Here is a 20,805-nt window from a genome sequence, read left to right as displayed (position 1 = left end):
TATCGACCGATAGGGACCTTCATGTTGAACGCAGCGATCGACACTCCTCCATCCAAAGACCCCGCCGACGGAGCGCCGTTCTCGGCCTTTGCGCCACCGATCCGGCCGCAATCCGACCTTCGCCAGGCGATCACGGCAGCCTATCGCCGGCCGGAAACCGAATGCCTGCCGCCACTGGTCGCCGCCGCGCGCGTCTCCGAGGCGAAACGCTATGACATCCGCAGCACGGGCCGCAGCCTGATCGAGGCCTTGCGCGCCAAGCACAAGGGCACCGGTGTCGAAGGGCTGGTGCAGGAATATTCGCTCTCCAGCCAGGAAGGCGTGGCGCTCATGTGTCTTGCCGAAGCGCTGTTGCGCATTCCCGATACCGACACGCGGGACGCGCTGATCCGCGACAAGATTGCCGAAGGCAACTGGACCTCCCATATCGGCGGCGGAAAATCCCTGTTCGTCAACGCCGCCACCTGGGGTCTCGTCGTCACCGGCAAACTGACATCGACGGTCAACGACCGGAGCCTGTCGGCAGCCCTGACGCGGCTGATCGCGCGCGCCGGCGAGCCGGTTATCCGTCGCGGCGTCGATATGGCGATGCGCATGATGGGCGAGCAGTTCGTCACCGGCGAGACGATCGCAGAGGCGCTGAAACGCGCTCGGCCGCTCGAAGCGCGCGGCTTCCGCTATTCCTACGACATGCTGGGCGAAGCCGCGACGACTGCCGCGGACGCCGAGCGTTATTTCAAGGATTATGAAAAGGCGATCCACGCCATCGGCAAGGCGTCGGACGGGCGCGGCATCTATGACGGCCCAGGCATCTCGATCAAGCTTTCGGCCCTGCATCCGCGCTACGTGAGGTCGCAGGCCGACCGGGTGATGGGAGAGCTGCTGCCGAAAGTCAAGGCGCTGGCCGTTCTCGCCAAGACTTATGATATCGGCCTCAATATCGATGCGGAGGAGGCTGATCGGCTGGAGCTTTCGCTAGACCTCCTCGAAGAGCTTTGCTTTGCCCCGGAGCTTGCCGGATGGAACGGGCTGGGCTTCGTCGTGCAGGCCTATGGCAAGCGCTGCCCCTTCGTCCTCGACTACATCATCGATCTGGCACGCCGGTCCGGGCGCCGGATCATGGTCCGTCTCGTCAAGGGCGCCTATTGGGATGCGGAGATCAAGCGCGCCCAGCTGGACGGTCTCGACGACTATCCGGTCTATACCCGCAAGATTTACACCGACGTCGCCTATGTCGCCTGCGCGCGCAAGCTGCTGAACGCGCCCGATGCGGTGTTCCCGCAATTCGCCACGCATAATGCGCAGACGCTTGCCACGATCTATCACCTGGCCGGTCCCGACTTCGCGGTCGGCAAATATGAGTTCCAATGCCTGCATGGCATGGGCGAACCGCTCTATGACGAGGTCGTCGGCAAGGAAAAACTCGACCGGCCCTGCCGCATCTATGCGCCTGTCGGAACGCATGAGACGCTGCTCGCCTATCTGGTGCGGCGCCTTCTCGAAAACGGCGCCAATTCCTCCTTCGTGCACCGCATCTCCGATCCGAATGTCTCGGTCGAGGCCCTGGTCGCCGATCCTGCCGAGATCGTCGCAGCCATGCCCGTCGTTGGCCTTCCGCACATCCAGATCGCCTCGCCAAAGGCTCTTTACGGCAGTGCCCGCGCCAATTCCGACGGCCTGGATCTCTCGAATGAGGCCACCCTCCTGGACCTGTCGCAGGCGCTCGCCTCTACCGCGGCTGCCCCATGGCGTGCGCTTCCCCTCCTTGCCGACGGCTCGACGGATGGGGTGACGCGCGAGGTTCTCAATCCTGCCGATCACCGGGACGTCGTCGGCACGGTCACGGAAGTGAAGGTCGAGGAGGCAGCCCGTATCGTTGCGATGGCCGCGGAACATGCGCCGCAATGGGCGGCCGTGCCGCCGGCCGAGCGTGCGGCCTGCCTGGATCGGGCGGCCGACATCATGCAGGCCCGCATCAAGACGCTGATGGGCATCGTCATGCGCGAAGCCGGCAAATCCGCGGCCAATGCCGTCGGCGAGGTGCGCGAGGCGATCGACTTCCTGCGCTACTATGCCGATCAGGCACGCAAGACCCTCGGGCCGTCGCATGCGCCGCTCGGCCCGATCGTCTGTATCAGCCCGTGGAATTTTCCGCTGGCGATTTTCACCGGACAGGTCGCCGCGGCCTTGGTGGCCGGCAATCCCGTGCTTGCCAAACCTGCCGGCGTCACGCCGATCATCGCCTCGGAGAGTGTGAAGATCCTCCACGAGGCGGGTGTGCCGGTGGGTGTCCTGCAGTTCGTGCCCGGCAGCGGCCGCCTCGGCGCCGGCATGGTCGGGGCTCCGGAAACGGCAGGCGTCATGTTTACCGGGTCGACCGAAGTGGCTCGTATGATCCAGGCGCAGCTGGCAGAACGGCTGTCGGCGACCGGCAAGCCGATTCCGCTGATCGCCGAGACGGGCGGTCAGAACGGTATGATCGTCGACTCCTCGGCATTGGCCGAGCAAGTGGTGGCCGACGTCATTGCCTCGGCTTTCGACAGCGCCGGCCAGCGCTGCTCTGCACTTCGCGTTCTCTGCCTTCAGGACGATGTGGCCGACAGGACCCTCAATATGCTGAAGGGCGCCTTCCGGGAACTGACGATCGGCCGCACCGATCGGCTGAGCATCGATGTCGGCCCTGTCATCAATGACGGCGCAAAGGCGGAGATCGACCAGCATATCGAGAAGATGCGCGGCGCCGGCCGCAAGGTGGATCAGCTGCCGCTGCCCGAAAGTGCCGCGGCGGGGACGTTCGTTCCGCCGACGATCATCGAAATCAAGTCCTTGTCGGACCTGACGAGAGAGATCTTCGGACCGGTTCTGCATGTCGTCCGCTTCAAGCGAAACGGGCTCGACCGCTTGATCGACGACATCAACGCATCGGGTTACGGCCTCACATTCGGACTTCACACTCGGCTTGATGAAACGATCGCGCATGTGACCAGTCGCATCAAGGCCGGAAACCTCTACGTCAACCGCAACATCATCGGCGCGGTCGTCGGCGTGCAGCCTTTCGGTGGTCGCGGCTTGTCAGGCACAGGGCCGAAGGCCGGTGGTCCGCTCTATATCGGCCGGCTGGTGCAGCGTGCGCCCGTGCCGCCGCAGCAGGACTCCGTTCACACGGATCTCGCCCTTCGCGACTATATTGTCTGGCTCGACAAGAAGGGCTTGCCGGGTGAGGGGGAAGCGGCGCGTGGATATGCGAGCCGTTCGGCACTCGGGCTCGAACGCGAGCTCACCGGTCCGGTCGGGGAGCGCAATCTCTACGCGCTCCATCCCCGCGGCCGTATTCTTATCGTGCCGCAGACGGAAGGCGGGCTTCATCGACAGATCGCCGCAGCCCTTTCAACGGGCAACCACATCGTCGTGGATGCGGGTTCCCTATCCAAATCGGTCCTGGCGGACCTTCCGGCGGCTGTCGCCGGCCGGATTTCCTGGACATCGGATTGGGAAAAGGACGGGCCGTTCTCGGGTGCGCTCGTGGAAGGCGATCGCGAAAGGGTTCTGGCCGTCAATCAGAAGATCGCTCACCTGCCCGGTCCGCTTCTGCTGGTCCAGGCGGCGACAACCGAGGAACTGGCAAGCGACCCCGAGGCCTATTGCCTGAATTGGCTGCTGGAGGAGGTGTCGACGTCGATCAACACGGCGGCTGCCGGCGGCAATGCAAGTCTGATGGCCATTGGCTGAGCAGCAAAACGAGGGCGCAAAAAATGCGCCCTCGGCCGCGTCTTGCAGGTCTCGATTAACTCGAGACGGAAAAGAGGTCCTCTTCCCGGGATTCAATCTCGATGCCTCGGCTTATCAGAGCGACGGGCGGCGATCCCGTCGCGACACGGTATTGGTGGCGTGAGGACAGACGATTGGAAAGGTAGTTTCAGGCAGGATTCGCACTGGTGACCCAACGATGCGGTTTACTGCTAAGAGATTGGTGTTCATCTGCCTCGTCTGGAGCGACCGTCGCCGGGCTCGAGGTCGTACTTACAGGCCGTTATCGGTGACCGCTGCTCAAGCGCAGCGAGGAGTTGCTTGCAGGTCCGCGGGGAGCACGATCTCCTTTCCCATACCGGCGGGCCTTACTGCGATTCACGTCATGCCGGTGGAGGGAGATTCAGTCGAAGAAGCCCGCATCCTCTTCCCTGAGATATCTCCTGGCCGCTTCGGCGTCGATATCCAGCCCCAGCCCCGGCGCTTCCAGTAGGTCCACCATGCTGTCCTTCACGATCTGCGGCGGCAAGCCGACGACCAGATCCTCCCACCAGGGGTCGGAGGCGGTCGGATATTCGAACGCGATGTAGTTTGCCGGCAAGGTGGCGCAGACATTGATCAACGCGCCGAGCCCCAACAGGCCGTTGGCGGTGCCGTGCGGCGCCATCAGGATCGAGTGCATGTAGGCGTGTTCGGCGACCCATTTGAGTTCGGCAATACCGCCAATATCGGCTGGATCGGGGCCGATGACGCGCACCGCCTGCGTCTCGATCAGTTCCTTGAAATTGTGTCGCAGGTAGATCTGCTCGCCAGTGTGGATGGGCGTCGAGGTGGAGATGGTCAGTTCCCGATAGGCCTGCGGATTGACCCACGGTACATAGTCGCCAGTCAGCATGTCCTCGAGCCACATCAAATTGTACTTCTCGACCGCGCGAGCGAATTTGATCGCATCGGGCAGCATCCAGCCCGGGCCGCAGTCGAGCGCCAGGCTGACTTTGTCGCTCAGCACTTCCTTCATCGCGATCACGCAGTCGAGCATGTGATTGAAACCGCGCTCGCTGATCACGCCCTGATCCATAGCACCGTGATAGCCGGCCTTCTGCTGCGTCACGCCGTAGTGGAAGCCCTCAATGGTGTCCTTCATATTGGAGTGGAACGAGATTCCTTGCTTGATCATGAAGAAGTTCTGCGGCTGCTCCATCATCCATTTGACGTCAGCGGCGTAATCTTCCGGCCGGTCGCCCGTGCGTTTCCGGCGGATCGAGCCGTTGTAGACGCGCACCTTGTCGCGCACCTTGCCGCCGAGCAGTTTATAGGCGGGCACGCCCGCGGCCTTGCCGGCAATGTCCCACAGCGCATGCTCGATAGCGCTCACCGCCGCACCGTACGGCTTGAATGAGCCGCGTTGGCGGATCTTCAGCATCACTCTCTCGACGTCGGTCGGGTCCTCGCCGATCAGCGCCTCACGGAAATGCAGCACCCAGGGCTTGAGGTAGGACTTGGTGAACTCGACTTCGCCCAAGCCATAGAGACCCTCGTCCGTGACGATGCGAACGATCGGGTGTTTGCCGATAACGGCGCATCGCAGATCGGTGATCTTCATCTTGGTTCCTTTTCGCCTCAGCTCCAGGTGCGATCCCAGGAATATTCATCGTCCCAGTGATCCGTGGGCTGCCAGATGCCGGTGACACCCGGCTGTAGATGCTGCGAGATCACCTCGTCGACGACGTCGTCAATTCCCAGGCCCGGCTTGTCCGGAACAGTGATAAAGCCGTCCTTCACGAGCGGCTTGGGAAGGCCGGTGACGATATCGTCCCACCAGTCGACATCGACAGAGTGGTATTCGAGCGCCATGAAATTTTCGGTCGCGGTCGCCACATGTGCGGCAGCCATTGCGGCGATCGGACTTTCCGCCATGTGGATCGCCATGGCGACACCATGGTCCTGCGCCATATCGCCGATCTTCTTGGTCTCGAGGATGCCCCCGCTGGTGAGCAGGTCCGGATGGATAACGGAGAGGCCGCTGCTCTTGAGCAGAGGCTCGAAGCCCTCCTTGAGGTATATGTCCTCGCCGGTGCAGATCGGCACCGTGGTTGCGTCCTGCAGCTGTCGGTACTGCTCGGTGTACTGCCACGGGATCACATCCTCGAGCCAGGCTGGCACGTATTTTTCGATACGCCTGGCGAGGCGAATGCCGTTCTGCACTGAGATGTGGCCGATGTGGTCGATGGCGAGCGGAATATCCATGCCGATGACCTCACGAACCTCGGCAATGTATTGCTCAAGGAAGTCGAGGCCCTTGTCGGAAAAGTGGAGGCCGGTAAACGGGTGCGGGACGTTATGCACATCGTATGCCGCGTTGCGGATGCGCCGCTCTTCAATGGTCTTCAGCGGGCCGCGGCCGGGGTGGTCGCGGTATCCTTCAAGCGAGCCGGCAGGAGACACGACCGCACCCGGCACATCCGCAATCTGCATCAGCCCCAGATCCATCTTGAGGAAGGTGAACCCCAGCTCCATGCGTTGCTTGAGGCGCCTGCCGGTCTCTGTGCCGCTCGGCACGGTGGCGTCGGTGTCGCAATAGACGCGCACTTTCTCCCGAAACCGGCCGCCGAGCATCTGGTAGATGGGGACGCCATAGGCCTTGCCGGCAAGATCCCACAAGGCGATTTCAACCGCCGATACGCCGCCGCCTTGCCGCCCGTGCCCGCCGAACTGCTTGATCCGGCGAAACAGGCGGTCGATGTTGCAAGGATTCTCGCCAAGCAACCGGCTCTTCAGCATCAGCGCGTAGGTGGCGCTGGCACCGTCGCGCACCTCGCCAAGCCCGACGATACCCTGGTTGGTGTAGATCTTGAGCAGCACTGAGGTGAACGGCGCGCCGACAATTTCGGCTACCCGCATATCGGTAATGCGAAGGTCGGACGGCTTGGAATGCGTATTCACCCGATTGAGCGCTTCGTCGGCTTCATCTGCCTCTGGCATGATTTATCCTCGTTCTGTCGGCGGGTTCGCCGCGCACGGCTGCGCGGCATAGAGCGTTGTTAATCCAGCTCTATCTCGTGGCTTTGAAGGTAATCGCGGTTCATTTCGACGCCGAGACCAGGTCTCTGCGTAAGCTTGAGGCTGCCGTTCGAAACATCGAGTGGCCTGTCGATGAGGTGATCGTATTTGCCCAGGTTCCACTCCGAGGTTTCGAGTTTGTAGAAGTTGGGAACGGTCATCATCACCTGTGCTCCTGCAACCACGTTGATCGGTCCTGCGGCGTCGTGCGGCGAGACCGGGATGTAGTAGGCTTCGCACAGGGCAGAAATCTTCTTGAGTTCGGTAATGCCGCCGGTCCAGGTGACGTCAGGCATGATGTAGTCGGCGAGCTTGTTTTCGAGCACCGGCACGAAATCCCACTTCGTGTGGCCGCGCTCGCCCCACGAGATCGCGGCACTGACCTTCTCCCGGACCTGCTTGAGGGCGTTGAGGCTCTCGGGCGGGCAGGGCTCCTCGAACCAGTCGATCTTACCGGCTTCCTCGAGGCTCCGACAGAGGCGAATGGCGGTGGGAACGTCGAACCGGCCATGCGCATCGATGAGAATGTCGACATCAGAGCCCGCCGTTTCGCGGATGAGTGCCGTGAGTTCGGCGGCTTCGCGCTCGTCCTTGCGGGTCATGCTGCCATCAAGGTAGCCGTCCCGCTGTTCGCGGGACTGGCCATCGGCGGTGCGGCCCTGGTGGGGAAAAGGATCGAACTTGAGCGCCGTGTGGCCGGACTCGACGATGTCTCTAATTTCGCGGACCACAGCCTCCTTGCTGGTAAATTTAGCCTGGTTGGGATGGGTGTAGAGCGCGATTTCATCGCGTACCGGTCCGCCCAACAGCTCGTAAATCGGCTTACCAAGAACTTTGCCTCGGATGTCCCAAAGGGCGATGTCGATGGCGCTTACGCATTCGACTGCGGCGCCGCGACTGCCCATATAGGTGAAGCTGCGGAATATCTTGTGCCAAAGATATTCGATACGCGCCGGGTCCTCGCCTGTTACCGCGGCACCGATCTGCCGCAGCATCGTGCAGAGGGCGCGGTTGGCGAGCCTTGTCGTGGTGGTGATCTCTCCCCAGCCGCTCACCCCGTCGTCGGTTGTCACTTCGACGAACAGAAACTCTCCCCAATAAGAAGCATCGGATCTGATTAACCACGGCCGAACGCTGGTGATTTTCATCTCAATTGCCTTTGTCTGAATTGGCCGGGAGAACGATATTCCCGGGCCCTGTAGTCTATCCTGCCCGAGCCGCGTTCCGCGCCCGCATGTGTTCGAGGATGTGCCGGCCGGAGCCTTCGACATGGCGTGCAATGAGTTCGCCTGCCTCGTTGGCGTTTCCCGCTTTTACATGCGCAATGAGTTCGCGATGCTCGCTCAGGATCGCGGCACGCCGGGCGAGCGTGAAGTTGAAACGCCGGCTCACGGCTCGAAGCACTTCGCGATGCTTCCACCAAAGCTCGGCGGCGTGGCGGTTGTAGTGCCTTTGGTACATTATGGTGTGAAAGGCGGTGTCCAGCTCGCTGTGCCTCAACGTGTCGGCGAAGTCATTCTCTTCAATCAGGCCTTGGATGCGTTCGAGTTCGGCAATGTCCTCGACGGTGGCCATATTCACGAACCATCGCGTCAGGGCCGGCTCGATCAAGACTCCGATCTCGTAGATGTCCCGAACAAAATCCTGATCGATGGGCCGGACGCGCGCTCCGCGGTTGGGAACGAAGGTGACGAAGCCCTCTCCGCGCAACAGTTGCAGGGCCTCGCGCACGGGGTTGGTCGAAGTGCCGTGGCGCCGAGCGAGATCGGTGACCACAAGCCGTTCGTTGGCAGCGAGCCGCCCCTCGATGATGTCTTCCCTGATCAGTTGATAAAGCGAGGCACCCTCGCTGGAGGCCCCGATAGCGTCAATCCCTTCGGGCGGCTGCGCTTTAAAATCGCTTGTTTCGGCCAAGGCTGTCCCCAATAAATACACATATTGCTCGGATATCACGCGATCTTTCCATAAACAATGTACGATTTCGCTAGTTGACAGGCAATCTATGATCTGAAAACGTATGATAAGCTCGAAAGGATACATTTGGCCGTAAATGTCCCGCGGCCGCGAGCAAAGACCGCTCGCCTCGACGCAGAGCGGCATGGGAGAGAACCTGGAGGATACCTATGACGAGGATTTCACTCGGCGGTGCCGTCCTGCGCGGCACTGTCTCTACTGCTTTGATGGTATCGTTGATGTCCGCGTCTGCGCTGGGTGCGCCGGTCGACTTGAGCAAGTGGTCGCCGGAATATGTGCGCTCCATTGCCGGCACGCAGGATTTTGACACGGCGGGCGATTGCGCCAAGGTCACCCCGCTCGACTACAAGGGGCGACTGACTTTCTGGTATCAGGGCGTGTTCGAGGGCGACCCCGACCTCCTGCGCCAGTATTACAAGGAGTTCTTCGAGACCTTCCGCAAAACCTATCCAAATATCCAGCTTGAGGAACAAGCCCTCACCTATAACGACCTTCTGGACAAGTTCCGGACCGCGCTCCTTGGCAATGCAGCGCCCATGGCGGTCCGCCTGCAAATCCTGGGCGGCACCGAGTTCGCCTCAAAAGGCTATCTGCAGCCGCTCAAACCCGAGGATGTCGGGTATTCGACCGAGGACTTCTGGCCGGGCGCAATGAAGGCCGTGACCTGGGAGGACGTGACCTACGGCATTCCCACCAACAACGAGACGATGGCGTTCATCTGGAACGCCGATATCTTCAAGCGGGCAGGCCTCGATCCGGACAAGGCTCCGGCAACGTGGGACGATGTCGTCAAGTATTCCAAACAGATCCACGACGAGCTCGGCATTGCCGGTTACGGCCTCGTGGCTCGCAAGAATGCCGGCAATACGCCGTATCGCTTCATGCCGCAGCTGTGGGCCTATGGCGGCGGCGTCTTCGACGAAGCCACCGCGAGCCCGACCTATAAGCAGGTCGAGCTCAATAGCCCGCAGAGCAAGGCGGCGCTGCAAGCCTCCTACGATATGTATGTTCGCGACAAGTCGGTTCCGGTTTCGGCACTCACCAACCAGCAGGCAGATAACCAGCCCCTCTTCCTCGCTGGCCAGCTCGGCATGATGATCTCGCACCCGTCCGACTACAACGTCATGCTCGACCTGCAGAAAAAAGCGACGGCTACCGACAAGGACAAGGCGCAGACCGTCATCGACAACATGCGCTACGGCCTGATCCCGACCGGCCCCGATGGCAAGCGTGCCGTCGTGTTTGGCGGCTCGAACATTCACATCCTGAAGCCCGAATATGTCGAGGGCGGCAAGGTGGACGAGCCGGCTGCAAAGGCGATCATCTGCATGTGGACGAGCCCCGAATGGTCGCTGAAGATGGCCTATGCCGGCTCGAACCCGGGAAACCTCAACGGCTTCAAGACCAAATGGATGAAGGAACGTCTTGATAACATCAAGTTCCTCGATGTCACGACCTCGATGCTGCCATACGGCATTCCGTTCCCGGCGCTGCCACAGTCCCCCGAGATCATGAATATCATTGTCCCGGACATGCTGCAGAATGCCCTGACCGGAGCCATGACCGTCGACCAGGCAGCGGACGACGCGGCCAAGAAGGTAAAAGAGCTGATGGACGGCGGACTCTAGTCCAGGCCTGACCACGACCTGACCGGCTGCGCCGAGAGTGCAGCCGGTTGTTCCCAAGAATAAGGGCACGCCACAGTGACGATCTTGATCGGCAAGGCAGAGGCTCGCCGAAGACTTCAACCCGATAGGTCCGGCATCCTGCGAAAGATTTGGGAGCATCGCGCTGACTACGCGTACGTGCTTCCTGCAATCGCCGTGATGCTCATCGTCATAGCCTATCCGATCTACTACACGATCGAGCTGTCGTTCTTCAATACACCGCCCGGCCTGCAGCTCCGCGACAAGATTTTTATCGGCTTCGACAATTACACTGCCATCCTCACAAGTCCGGTGTTCTGGAAGGTCACCTCCAACACTCTAATCTGGACACTGGGATCCACCTTCATCGCATTTGTCCTGGGGTTTGCCTGCGCCCTGGCGCTCCATCGGGATTTTGTCGGCCGCGGCATCCTGCGCGCCATCCTGATCATTCCCTGGGTCATCAGCGCGGTCGCCGCGTCCTATATCTGGAAGTGGATCTACCATTCGGACTTCGGGATCATCGGCGCGGTGCTGGTCGGCCTCGGATGGGCCGATCGGCCGCCGAATTTCATCGACAGCGTCAGCACGGTGCTGCCCTCGCTGATCGTCGTCAATATCTGGCGGGAGTTTCCGTTTGCCATGATCATGATGATGGCTGGTCTGCAGACGGTTCCCGACCAGTTGCTGCGCGCCGCAAAGGTCGACGGAGCCAATGCATGGCAGCGATTCTGGCACGTCACCTTTCCGCACTTGAGAAACGTCTCGACGGTGACGATCCTTCTGCTGGCCGTGGCCAACTTCAATTCTTTCATCATCCCCTGGATCATGACCGGCGGCGGGCCGTCGAACGCATCGCATATCTGGATCACCCACATCTATGAGCTCGCCTTCGGACGTCAGCGCTGGGGGGTGGCATCAGCCTATTCGGTGCTGCTGTTCCTGATCCTGATGTCGCTTGGCTACTTCTATGTCCGGGCGCTGAGCGGCAATGAGCAGAAGGACGCGAGCCAATGAGCACAATTGCGCAGACTGCTCGTCAAGGCCAGGCGCGTCGCCATAGGCGCTTCGATGGGTGGCGGTGGGGCGGACGCATCTTCCTGGTGTTCATGCTGCTTTACACCGCATTGCCAATGATCTGGATGCTGATCACCTCGATCAAGTCCGGCTTCGCGGCCATGCAATTCCCGCCACAGTGGTGGCCGGACCAGCCCACGCTGGCAAGCTACCAGAAGCTGCTCGATCCGCAAAACAGCGTCGGCCAGGACTTCCTGCGTTTCTTCTGGAACAGCCTTTTCGTCTCCATGGCTACGACCATCCTTTCGGTGATCGTGGCGGTTCCTGCGGCCTATGCGTTTTCGCGCTTCACCTTCCCGGGCCGGAACTTTCTGTTCTTCGCCGTCCTGCTTCGCAACATGTTCCCCGCGGTGATCTTTCTCGTACCGCTCTTCATCCTGATGCGGGCGATCGGGCTGGTGAACACGCATGGGTCGCTCGTTCTCACCTACCTCACATTCGGCCTGCCGCTGGCAATCTGGCTCCTCAAGGGCTTCTACGACAACATCCCGGTGCAGCTCGAGCAGGCGGCGCGCATCGATGGAGCGACGCGGTTCCAGGCCTTTCTCCTGATCGTGATGCCGCTCTCGGCGCCAGGAATCATCGCCACGGCGATCTACTCCTTCATCGGCGCTTGGAACGAGTACATCTACGCCTACACCTTCCTCTCCAAGAACGAGCAGTTGACCCTGCCGGTCGGCATCCAGCGCTTCTTCTCTGAAAATACGACGGACTTTCCGGGCCTGATGGCCGCCAGCTTCATGATGAGCGTGCCCGTCGTGGTCCTGTTCCTCGTCCTGCAACGATACTTCGTACGCGCCCTCACGGAAGGCGCAGTCAAGCACTAGGGAGTTGCCGGTGGCCCACGTGGTCCTCAAAGATCTTGTCAAGACCTATGGCAGCTTCAAAGCTGTCAACGACGTTTCGCTGACGGTCAACGACGGCGAATTCGTTGCGCTCGTCGGCCCTTCAGGCTGCGGCAAAACAACCACGCTCAATCTTGTAGCGGGGCTGATCCCCATCACATCGGGCGACATCGTCATCGGCGACCGGGTGGTCAATGACCTGGACCCCAAGGACCGGGACATCGCAATGGTGTTCCAGAACTACGCGCTCTATCCGCAAAAATCGGTCTATAAAAATCTGGCGTTCCCGCTGCAGATGCGCAAACTGCCAAGGGACGAGATCGACAGGAAGGTCAAGGAAGCAGCGCGAGTGCTCGACATGACGCAGCTGCTCGAGCGAAAGCCGCGCGAACTTTCGGGCGGACAACAGCAGCGCGTGGCCCTGGGCCGCGCTCTCGTTCGCGATCCGGCGGTCTTCCTGATGGATGAACCACTTTCCAACCTCGATGCAAAGCTGCGCGTGCAGATGCGGTCGGAGATCAAGCGCTTCCACCAGGACCTCAAGGCAACGATCATTTATGTGACGCACGACCAACTCGAAGCCGTGACCATGGCGGACAGGATGGCGGTGATGAACGGCGGCTACCTGCAGCAATACGATTCACCGGCGCAGGTCTTTGCCCATCCGGTGAACATGTTCGTCGCCAGCTTCGTCGGCAGCCCGGCGATGAGCCTTGTTCCGCTGGAGGCATCCACGGTGGGCGGCAATACTGTGTTGACCAGCGCGGAGGGCTGGAGCCTCGAGCTCTCGCCACACAATGCCCAGAAGGTCGCGAGGGCGACCACCAAGAAAGTCGTGCTCGGCGCACGTCACTCGACGATCAAACTGCACAAGAGTGCAGTGCCTGGAAGCATACCCGCCAAGGCCTACACGGTGGAGCCAACGGGAGACGTCACCTTCGTACAAGCGTTCCTGTCCGGCGCAATCGTCAACGTCAGCGTGCCGCCGACCATTGCCGTCGCGCCGGACGAAATGATTTGGCTCGAGTTCGACCAGGAGCGAATGCATTTGTTCGACGGCGAAACAGAAATGGCCCTCAAGGCCCACTGAGACAGAGTCGATACGTCCGGAATGAGGGTGTGGATGACCACGAAGCTTAAAATCACCGCTATCAAGCCCTATCCAGTATGGGTGGGAACACGCAACCAGATGCTCGTCAAGGTCGAGACCGACGAGGGCGTCTTCGGATGGGGCGAGAGCGGCTTGAGCGGTCGCGAGAAGGCCGTGGTTGGCGCGATCGAGCACTATCGGGAGTTTCTCATCGGCCGCGATCCGATGCAGATTGGTCGGATCTGGCAAGAAGCCTATCGCAGCCAATATTTCGAAGGCGGGCGCGTTCTGCAGGCGGCGATTTCCGCCATCGACATCGCCCTTCACGACATCAAGGGCAAGGCGCTGGGGGTGCCGGCCTACGAACTGCTGGGCGGCAAGCAGCGCGACCGAATTCCTACCTTCGCCTCGACCGGTGACGAGGCTGAGGGCGACGTTGCGATCGAACGAGCCCGCGAACTACGCGCACAGGGGTGGCAGGCGATCCGCTTCTTTCCCATCGGGCAAAACAGCAAGGACATCTTCGAGCCGCGCGAATCGATCGGCGTTACCGCAACGATGCTGAACAAGGCGCGCGAGGCGCTGGGCGACGACGTCGTCCTCGGCATCGACTATCACCACCGGTTGTCGGTGGCAGAGGCGGCCAGCTTCTGCAACAAACTCGGCCGTGGCGTGCTTGATTTTCTCGAGGAGCCGATACGGGACGAGACACCGGAGGCCTACGAATCCCTGCGCACGATGACCGACATCCCGTTCGCCATCGGCGAGGAATTTGCCAGCAAGTGGCAGTTCCTGCCCTACATCGAGCGCGGCATCCATCAGTTCAACCGGCTCGATGTTTGCAATGTTGGCGGGCTCACCGAAGCGATGAAGGTGGCTGGCTGGAGCGAGGCGCACTATGTGGACCTGATGCCGCACAATCCTCTTGGCCCAGTCTGCACGGCCGCGACCATCCATCTCGCCGCCGCGGTGCCGAATTTCGCTTGGCTTGAGACCAGGGTGCCCGAAACAAAGCTGGGCTTCGACAATTCCGACTTCTTCCCCGTGCAGCCACGGCTCGACGGACCTGACTATCCGGTCAGCGATCTGCCGGGGCTCGGCGTCGAGGTCAACGAAGAGGCGGTCAAGGCGGAGAGCTTTCGTTTCTGGGAAGCGCCTCACCTGAAGCGCCGCGACGGTTCGGTTACGAACTGGTAGTTTCATCCAGCGGAGATTGAAATGACGCATACTCCCGACATTACCCGTCCGCCCAAAGAGCTGATCGACGCACTGAAGGAAATCGGCGCCGCGACGGTTGCCGGCACGCTTGGCCACATGGGTTTCCGCAATCCGCACATGGTGGGTCCCGTGGCGCAGAACCACGGGAAGTCGATCGTCGGGCCGGCGCTGACGCTCCAGTTCATGCCGCAGCGGCCGGACCTCTTCACCGAGGGAGAATATGCCGATCCGGAGACGCAGTTGCACCGGCACGTGCTCTATCACGCGCAGGAGGGCGATGTTGTCGTGGTCGACGCGCGCGGCGACATGAGTTCGGGGGTCTTTGGCGATATGATGTCGACGTATTTCAAAGGCAGGGGCGGCGCTGGCATCGTAATCGACGGGTGCATGCGCGATCGGCCCAATGTCGAGAAGCTAGACCTCCCCCTATGGCTGCGTGGCTGGACTCCCAACTACCATGTGCAGACCAGCATCTATCCCAATGCCGTCAACGTTCCGATTGCCTGCGGCGGTGTCACGGTAATCCCCGGCGACATCATCGTCGCCGACGATGACGGGGTGGTGGTGCTTCCCGTCGCAATGGCCTCGAAGGTCATCGAAGAGTCGCAAAAGCATCACGATTGGGAGGAGTTCTCACGCGTGAAGCTTATGGAGGGAGGGTCGTTGCAGCGCTACTATCCTCTGCATGACGATGCCCGCGGAGAATACGAAGAGTGGCGCAAAACAAATCGCTTGGAGAACCGGAGTTAGCCTAACCTCTTCAAGGGTGGCGTGAGCGACGACGGCTTCCGGCGGCAATGAAAGCCCGATGGCCATCGGCTGAGCGGCAAGACGGGAGCGCGGAAAATGCGCCCTCGTCCGCATATCGCAGGCTTCGATTGAACTCGACACCATTGACCATTTTTTTAACAGTTGTGACTACTGTGATGGCCTGGCGCGATCAACGACTGCTGCAGGCCAAGGGGAGGGGTCGCGCCGGAGAATGAGCCAATTTACTGGGGCGGGGGCTAGTTTATGGCGCTGATTGATCGACTGTTGCAGCGTATGCGGATCGTGACCAAGGTCCTCTTCTTCGTGGTGCCTCTGGTCATCCTCATCGCCGGCATCGGTCTTTTCGGTTATTTCACCGCCGGTACGCTCAATGGCCAGATGACCCTGACCCGGCAGACGATCGAAACCCTTTCCAGTTTTCAACAGCTGCGATCCTCTCTGACGGCCTTTACCGATCTCCCGATATCGGCCACGCGCGAACGATTGATCGCCAGCATCTCCGAGCAGCAGAAGGGAGCGGCGACGCTTGATGCCATGTTGATCGATCCGGCGCAGAAGCAGCAGATTGCTGCCGTGCGCGAACTCGGGGCTAAGATGCAGGGCGGCGCCGATGCGCTTTGGGCCGTGTCACAGGAGCGTGTGAATACCGAACAGGCGATCGACGACGCGGTGGCCGGGCTGTTCAAGGAAAGCCAGACGGCGCGCAAACAGCTCGACGTTCTCCAAGATCAGGCGAATGGCAAGGAGACCTTCGTCCGGGCGCTTCTTCTCGATGCTTCAGTCTACAAGAATCTCGCGCAACGCATTGCAAAGTTGCGTAAGGCCACCGCGCAGGCCAATGCCCCCGCGGATATCACCGGCGCTCTCGGCAGCCTCCTGCCGCCGCTCGTCAAGGAGGCCGGCGGCAGCGCCGCGCTCGCCTCCGACAAGGCCAGAAGCCAGCTTGCCGCGCTTAAGCCGGTATTGGACAAGCTCGCCGCGATAGCCAAGGACAGCGCCAGCCTTACGCTCGACAGCTACGCTCCTGTCGACCAGGAACTGCAGGGCTTCGAGGAGAAGTTTGGAAAGCTTGCCTCTGGGAATGCGGATACTGCGATCGAGCGTTTTGTCGGCATGGATGCGAGCATCGCCACCCTTCGCTCGATGGTGGCGATCGTCAATACCGCATTCAAATCGATTGACGATCTGCGGCTGCACTTAAGCGAACTGAACAGGCGAGTCGATGCCGAGGCGCGGGATGCCGTTCTCGCCGATCTCAAGGCGCTGCGTGAAAGCGCTGCTCAACTCGTACCCTTGAGCGGGAAAAACGCCGCCTTGCAGGATCTTGCCAAGAAGATCGAGCCGTCCCTTGCCTCGATCGAAAAGGATAGTTCGCTTCTGATATCGATCGCCGACCGGTGGCGCGCGGACAAGGAGGCGGCGACCGCACTGGTGGCCGATGCGAGCCACACGCTCGAGCAGTTCGTCAGCACGGCACAGGAGAGCGGCAAGCAAATCAGCCAGCGTTCGGCGACAATGTCACTTGCGGCAATGATTGCGGGCACGGTGCTTGCGATCATCGGCGGCCTCATGCTGATCGAAACGCTGCGCGGGCCGCTGAAGCGGATCACCCAGACGATGATGAGACTTGCCGACGGCGATCTGAACATCTCCATCGGTGACGGCAAGCGCGGCGACGAGATCGGCGACATGATCCGGTCCGTGACTGTCTTCCGCGACCAGGCGCTTGAGAAGACCAGGCTGGAAGAGCTTGCCGAAGCAAACAGGGCGCGGGACGAATTGGAGCAGGCCCGCCGCGCCGCCGAACAGGCGCGCATCGAGGCGGAACAGAGCGAGGCTTTGAACGCTCTGTCCGATATGCTCGGCAAGCTCGCCAATGGCAATCTCGCCGCAGAGATGAGCGAGGATCTGGCCGCCGATTATGTCGCCATGGCCCGCACCTACAATCACGCCATCGACGCGTTGCGCCTGACGGTCGCCGAGGTTCGCAACTCGACCTACGAGATCGCCGAGGGCAGCACCAATCTTTCCGGCGCCGCCGACGATCTGGCCCGCCGCACGGAACAGCAGGCGGCCTCCCTCGAGGAGAGTTCGCGGGTGCTCGGCGAACTCACAGCCAGCGTGCGGACGACAGCCGAAAACGCGCGTCAGACGTCGCTTTCGGTCGCCGAGGCGCACCGCCAGGCGGAGCATTCCGCGGCCGTCGTCGCCAAGGCCGTCGATGCCATGGGCGCTATCAACCGGTCCTCCGAAAAAGTCAGCAGCATCATCGGCGTGATTGACGAGATCGCCTTCCAGACCAATCTCCTCGCCCTCAATGCCGGCGTCGAGGCGGCACGCGCAGGAGAGGCCGGCAGAGGCTTTGCCGTGGTTGCTCAGGAAGTGCGCGAGCTTGCTCAGCGTTGCGCCAAGGCTGCCCGCGAGATCAAGGATCTCATCTCCACCAGCGCATCGCAGGTCGGCGCGGGCGTCACGCTCGTCGAGGAGACCGGCCAGGCGCTGTCGGCCATCATGGAACACTTCACCTCGATCAACGGGCTGGTGCAGGTCATCTCAGCTTCCACGACCACGCAATACAAGGGCATCGACGAGGTCAACAACGCCGTTCGTGATGTCGAGCACATTACCCAGCACAATGCTGCGATGGTGGAGGAAAACACCGCGGAGATTCACCGGCTTCGGCAACAGGTCGAAGTCTTGAACGAAAGAATTTCGCACTTTCAGACTGCCGATGGCGGGAGGGCGTCGCCCGCCGCCCGCCGGCCGATGTCGCTGGTCTCGTGAGGGATGACTTCGGGAATCTCGCCGGAGGTGATTGCCCAAGCGTAACGCGTGCCTGCCATCGCCGCTTTCAGGCCAATGGTTATGGTTCCTGTATATGCTGCGATCCGGACAGGGATCATTTCTGCCACCGCCGAGGTCCGAGCCGGGGTGGCCGAGCCGTTTAGAAATCGGCCACTTTGCCCCAGGCGGATCCCCCGAAGCGGTCGGGATGGTAGGGCCTGGGATCGACGATCGGCTCGTCGCCTGTGACGATATCGGCAATCAGATGGCCGGCGCCCGGCCCGATGCCGAAGCCGTGGCCGCTGAAGCCCGCAGCAAGGATGAAGCCGGGCAAGCTGGCGATCTCGCCGATCCCCGGCACGCCGTCCGGCGTGCTGTCGATATAGCCCGCCCAGGCCGCTGCGATCTTGGTCTCCTTCAAAGCAGGCAGAAGCTCAAGCGCCCGTGCATGCGTCAGCGCAACGGTCGCCTCGTCGACCAGCGGATCGAGGATGCGCATGCGCTCCATCGGCGTCGGTCTGTCGAGCCGCCAGCGTGCCAGAGATTCGTGACCCGAGCGAAAGCCCTCCAACCCGCCTGGTTTGAGACTGCGCCAGCGTCGGGCGAACATCGGCAGGAACTGCCGCGCGAAGCGGAACTGCTGTGGCGTCGGATCGACGCGGGCGCGGCCGCTGATCGCCAGCGTATGGCCGCCATCGCGGCGTCGCGTCACCGACACCGCTGATGTATGCAGGGCATCCGGCAGGCCGCTAGCGCCCGGGGATACGGAGAGGATCGAGGAGCGTATCGAGGCTTGCGGAAATCGAATGCCGAGTTGGCGGCAGAAGGAGGAGGCCCAAGCGCCGCCGGCCAGGATCGCGATTTTAGTCCGGATCGTGCCATGCTCGGTGACGACGCCGGAAAGCCTGCCGCCTTCGACGTCGAGGCCGCGGGCCGCACAGGACTGATGCACCGTGCCGCCGAGATTCAGGATCGCACGCGCGACGGCCGGCGCAGCGCTCGCCGGATCGGCCGTGCCGTCGGTCGGCGAAAACACTCCGCCTTTCCATGAGACGCCGGTGGCACGCCCGCGTTCGCTCGCCTCGGCGCTGCTCAGCATGTGCGTTGTGACGCCGACCGAGCGGGCGAAATCGCGCCAGCGTGCCCAGCCGGACAGTTCCTCGTCGTTATTGCTCAGATAAAAGAGACCGCAGCGACGGAAGCCCGTCTCCTCCCCGGTCTCAGTGGCGAAGCGCTCCCACAGGTCGAGGCTCTTGGTCGACATCGGCAATTCTCGGGCGTCGCGGTTCTGCTGGCGGCACCAGCCCCAGTTGCGGCTCGATTGCTCGGCGCCGATAAGGCCCTTCTCGACGAGGGCGACCTTCAATCCCCGCCGGGCGAGATAATAGGCCGCGAAAACGCCGACGATGCCGCCGCCGATCACCACCGCATCGGCAGCAGCGGGCAGTTCCGGCGTGGTGTCGACGCGATTGAGCGGTGCGGGCATGGGATGGTCTCCGTTTCAGGCATTAAAGCGCCGCGCTTCTTTTCAGACGCGCAAAGGACGCTCTATCACCTGGATCTGCGCATAATCCTTTCCGAAATTCGGAATCGATTTTCGGGGTTATGCGCTAGTCTAGCGGATCCGCCGCCACGCCTTTGCCGGAGATCAGCCGGCGGCAGCAGAAGATTCCGTCTTGTGGGGAGACCTGCAGCCGTTTGTGCTTCGGCCTGTCCCGCAACATGGTCGACAGCTCTTCCCTATGTGTTAAGGTCGGTATTGAAAGTCGCGGCATAATCTGCTGCGTCGTTGGCGATCTCAAGCAGCGAAGGCGTGCGATGAAACTCGACCGGATCGACGTAAAAATTCTCTACGAGCTGCAGAAAAATGGCCGCGTCACCAATGTAGAACTCGCCGAACTGGTCAATCTGTCGCCGAGCCCCTGCCTGATGCGGGTGAAGAAGCTGCAGTCGGAAGGCTATATCGAAGGCTATTCGGCCCAGATCAACGTCAGCAAACTGGGGCAGACGCTGACCGTGTTCACCGAGATCACCCTGAAGAACCACCGGCAGATCGACTTTGCCCGCTTCCTGGCGGCGATCGAGAAGGTCGATCAGGTGATCGAATGCCATCTGGTTTCAGGCGGCTACGATTATCTCTTGAAATTCGTCACCGCCGGGATCGACGAATACCAGACGATCATGGAGCGCCTCACCGACTTGGACGTCGGCATCGACAAATATTTCAGCTTCGTCGTGCTGAAGTCACCGATTATCAAGGCCCACATGCCGCTCACCACCTTGTTTCCGCTTTAGCCGGCGAGAAGGACCGCGGCGGAGCTATGCTCCTGAATGACGACTGCATGTTCTGTGGTTCGCAAACTCCCCTTGGCCGAGTGTCCCAACGCAATCTTTCAGGGTTCCGGACCGACCTCACACAACTGCATCATCTATCCGATCCATCGGTCCTGCGCAGCTGCCGAGTCTCTCTGTCGCAGGTTGTTCTCCCCATAATGAAAAGCTTCATACTGGTTGGAAGGACTTGCGACAGAATTTCGGGCTTGGTTTCCAAAGCCATATTCGCTGCCACTTGCAGATCTCGTGCCTTGGATCC

Annotated in this window: 14 protein-coding genes; 9 read left to right on the top strand and 5 right to left on the bottom strand. The window is 61.3% G+C overall.

Annotated features, from left to right (window positions below; all coding sequences use genetic code 11):
- Positions 1-21 precede the first annotated feature (21 nt).
- Positions 22-3,729 carry a trifunctional transcriptional regulator/proline dehydrogenase/L-glutamate gamma-semialdehyde dehydrogenase gene (gene putA, locus EEQ99_RS32460; RefSeq protein WP_127431814.1) on the top strand — a complete coding sequence of 1,236 codons (3,708 nt, stop codon included), beginning with the start codon at positions 22-24 and terminating at the stop codon, positions 3,727-3,729.
- A gap of 421 nt (positions 3,730-4,150) precedes the next feature.
- Here putA and EEQ99_RS32455 read toward each other — a convergent pair whose 3' ends face one another.
- The 4 genes from EEQ99_RS32455 to EEQ99_RS32440 are packed head-to-tail and all read right to left on the bottom strand — an operon-like array spanning position 4,151 to position 8,721.
- The gene (locus tag EEQ99_RS32455) at positions 4,151-5,350 is read right to left on the bottom strand and encodes a mandelate racemase/muconate lactonizing enzyme family protein (RefSeq protein WP_127431813.1); all 1,200 of its coding nucleotides are present in this window, start codon (positions 5,348-5,350) and stop codon (positions 4,151-4,153) included.
- Positions 5,351-5,367: 17 nt separating this feature from the next.
- On the bottom strand, positions 5,368-6,729 hold the full coding sequence (locus EEQ99_RS32450; RefSeq protein WP_048338738.1) for a mandelate racemase/muconate lactonizing enzyme family protein: 1,362 nt from the start codon (positions 6,727-6,729) through the stop codon (positions 5,368-5,370).
- Between the two features lie 59 nt (positions 6,730-6,788).
- Complete coding sequence (locus tag EEQ99_RS32445; protein WP_127431812.1) at positions 6,789-7,955, bottom strand: mandelate racemase/muconate lactonizing enzyme family protein; 1,167 nt, start codon at positions 7,953-7,955, stop codon at positions 6,789-6,791.
- Between the two features lie 55 nt (positions 7,956-8,010).
- Complete coding sequence (locus EEQ99_RS32440; protein WP_028757005.1) at positions 8,011-8,721, bottom strand: GntR family transcriptional regulator; 711 nt, start codon at positions 8,719-8,721, stop codon at positions 8,011-8,013.
- A 209-nt stretch (positions 8,722-8,930) separates the two neighbouring features.
- On the opposite strand from EEQ99_RS32440, the gene EEQ99_RS32435 reads away from it, so the two are divergent.
- From EEQ99_RS32435 to EEQ99_RS32405, 7 genes are all read left to right on the top strand, one after another.
- Positions 8,931-10,409: an ABC transporter substrate-binding protein gene (locus EEQ99_RS32435; RefSeq protein ID WP_127431811.1), complete on the top strand. Its 1,479-nt coding sequence runs from the start codon at positions 8,931-8,933 to the stop codon at positions 10,407-10,409.
- 75 nt (positions 10,410-10,484) lie between these two features.
- Positions 10,485-11,444 carry a carbohydrate ABC transporter permease gene (locus EEQ99_RS32430; protein WP_080759980.1) on the top strand — a complete coding sequence of 320 codons (960 nt, stop codon included), beginning with the start codon at positions 10,485-10,487 and terminating at the stop codon, positions 11,442-11,444.
- Positions 11,441-12,331: a carbohydrate ABC transporter permease gene (locus tag EEQ99_RS32425; protein WP_047619606.1), complete on the top strand. Its 891-nt coding sequence runs from the start codon at positions 11,441-11,443 to the stop codon at positions 12,329-12,331. The genes EEQ99_RS32430 and EEQ99_RS32425 overlap by 4 nt, the downstream gene beginning before the upstream one ends.
- A 10-nt stretch (positions 12,332-12,341) precedes the next feature.
- Positions 12,342-13,439: an ABC transporter ATP-binding protein gene (locus tag EEQ99_RS32420; protein WP_047619671.1), complete on the top strand. Its 1,098-nt coding sequence runs from the start codon at positions 12,342-12,344 to the stop codon at positions 13,437-13,439.
- Between the two features lie 33 nt (positions 13,440-13,472).
- Positions 13,473-14,636 (top strand): mandelate racemase/muconate lactonizing enzyme family protein, encoded by a 1,164-nt coding sequence (locus tag EEQ99_RS32415; protein WP_048338741.1) that lies wholly within the window; start codon positions 13,473-13,475, stop codon positions 14,634-14,636.
- A 21-nt stretch (positions 14,637-14,657) separates the two neighbouring features.
- On the top strand, positions 14,658-15,407 hold the full coding sequence (locus EEQ99_RS32410) for a ribonuclease activity regulator RraA (protein ID WP_047619610.1): 750 nt from the start codon (positions 14,658-14,660) through the stop codon (positions 15,405-15,407).
- Positions 15,408-15,671: 264 nt separating this feature from the next.
- The gene (locus EEQ99_RS32405) at positions 15,672-18,212 is read left to right on the top strand and encodes a methyl-accepting chemotaxis protein (RefSeq protein ID WP_127431810.1); all 2,541 of its coding nucleotides are present in this window, start codon (positions 15,672-15,674) and stop codon (positions 18,210-18,212) included.
- 160 nt (positions 18,213-18,372) lie between these two features.
- Here the strand turns inward: EEQ99_RS32405 and EEQ99_RS32400 are convergent, their stop codons facing one another.
- Positions 18,373-19,698, bottom strand: coding sequence for an NAD(P)/FAD-dependent oxidoreductase (locus tag EEQ99_RS32400; protein ID WP_127431809.1), 1,326 nt, complete (start codon positions 19,696-19,698; stop codon positions 18,373-18,375).
- A 332-nt stretch (positions 19,699-20,030) separates the two neighbouring features.
- Between EEQ99_RS32400 and EEQ99_RS32395 the strand changes: the two genes are divergently transcribed.
- Positions 20,031-20,507, top strand: a complete 477-nt coding sequence (locus tag EEQ99_RS32395) for an Lrp/AsnC family transcriptional regulator (protein WP_127431808.1) — start codon at positions 20,031-20,033, stop codon at positions 20,505-20,507.
- The last annotated feature ends 298 nt before the right edge of the window (positions 20,508-20,805 follow it).

The sequence above is a fragment of the Rhizobium anhuiense genome, from assembly GCF_003985145.1.
Taxonomy (GTDB): domain Bacteria; phylum Pseudomonadota; class Alphaproteobacteria; order Rhizobiales; family Rhizobiaceae; genus Rhizobium; species Rhizobium anhuiense.
This window is presented reverse-complemented; position numbering and strand designations above follow the sequence as displayed.

Excerpts from the sequence above, each read along its gene's own strand:
- putA (WP_127431814.1), top strand. The coding sequence starts at position 22 with ATGTTGAACGCAGCGATCGACACTCCTCCATCCAAAGACCCCGCCGAC.
- EEQ99_RS32455 (WP_127431813.1), bottom strand. The coding sequence starts at position 5,350 with ATGAAGATCACCGATCTGCGATGCGCCGTTATCGGCAAACACCCGATC.
- EEQ99_RS32450 (WP_048338738.1), bottom strand. The coding sequence starts at position 6,729 with ATGCCAGAGGCAGATGAAGCCGACGAAGCGCTCAATCGGGTGAATACG.
- EEQ99_RS32445 (WP_127431812.1), bottom strand. The coding sequence starts at position 7,955 with ATGAAAATCACCAGCGTTCGGCCGTGGTTAATCAGATCCGATGCTTCT.
- EEQ99_RS32435 (WP_127431811.1), top strand. The coding sequence starts at position 8,931 with ATGACGAGGATTTCACTCGGCGGTGCCGTCCTGCGCGGCACTGTCTCT.
- EEQ99_RS32425 (WP_047619606.1), top strand. The coding sequence starts at position 11,441 with ATGAGCACAATTGCGCAGACTGCTCGTCAAGGCCAGGCGCGTCGCCAT.
- EEQ99_RS32415 (WP_048338741.1), top strand. The coding sequence starts at position 13,473 with ATGACCACGAAGCTTAAAATCACCGCTATCAAGCCCTATCCAGTATGG.
- EEQ99_RS32410 (WP_047619610.1), top strand. The coding sequence starts at position 14,658 with ATGACGCATACTCCCGACATTACCCGTCCGCCCAAAGAGCTGATCGAC.
- EEQ99_RS32405 (WP_127431810.1), top strand. The coding sequence starts at position 15,672 with ATGGCGCTGATTGATCGACTGTTGCAGCGTATGCGGATCGTGACCAAG.
- EEQ99_RS32400 (WP_127431809.1), bottom strand. The coding sequence starts at position 19,698 with ATGCCCGCACCGCTCAATCGCGTCGACACCACGCCGGAACTGCCCGCT.
- EEQ99_RS32395 (WP_127431808.1), top strand. The coding sequence starts at position 20,031 with ATGAAACTCGACCGGATCGACGTAAAAATTCTCTACGAGCTGCAGAAA.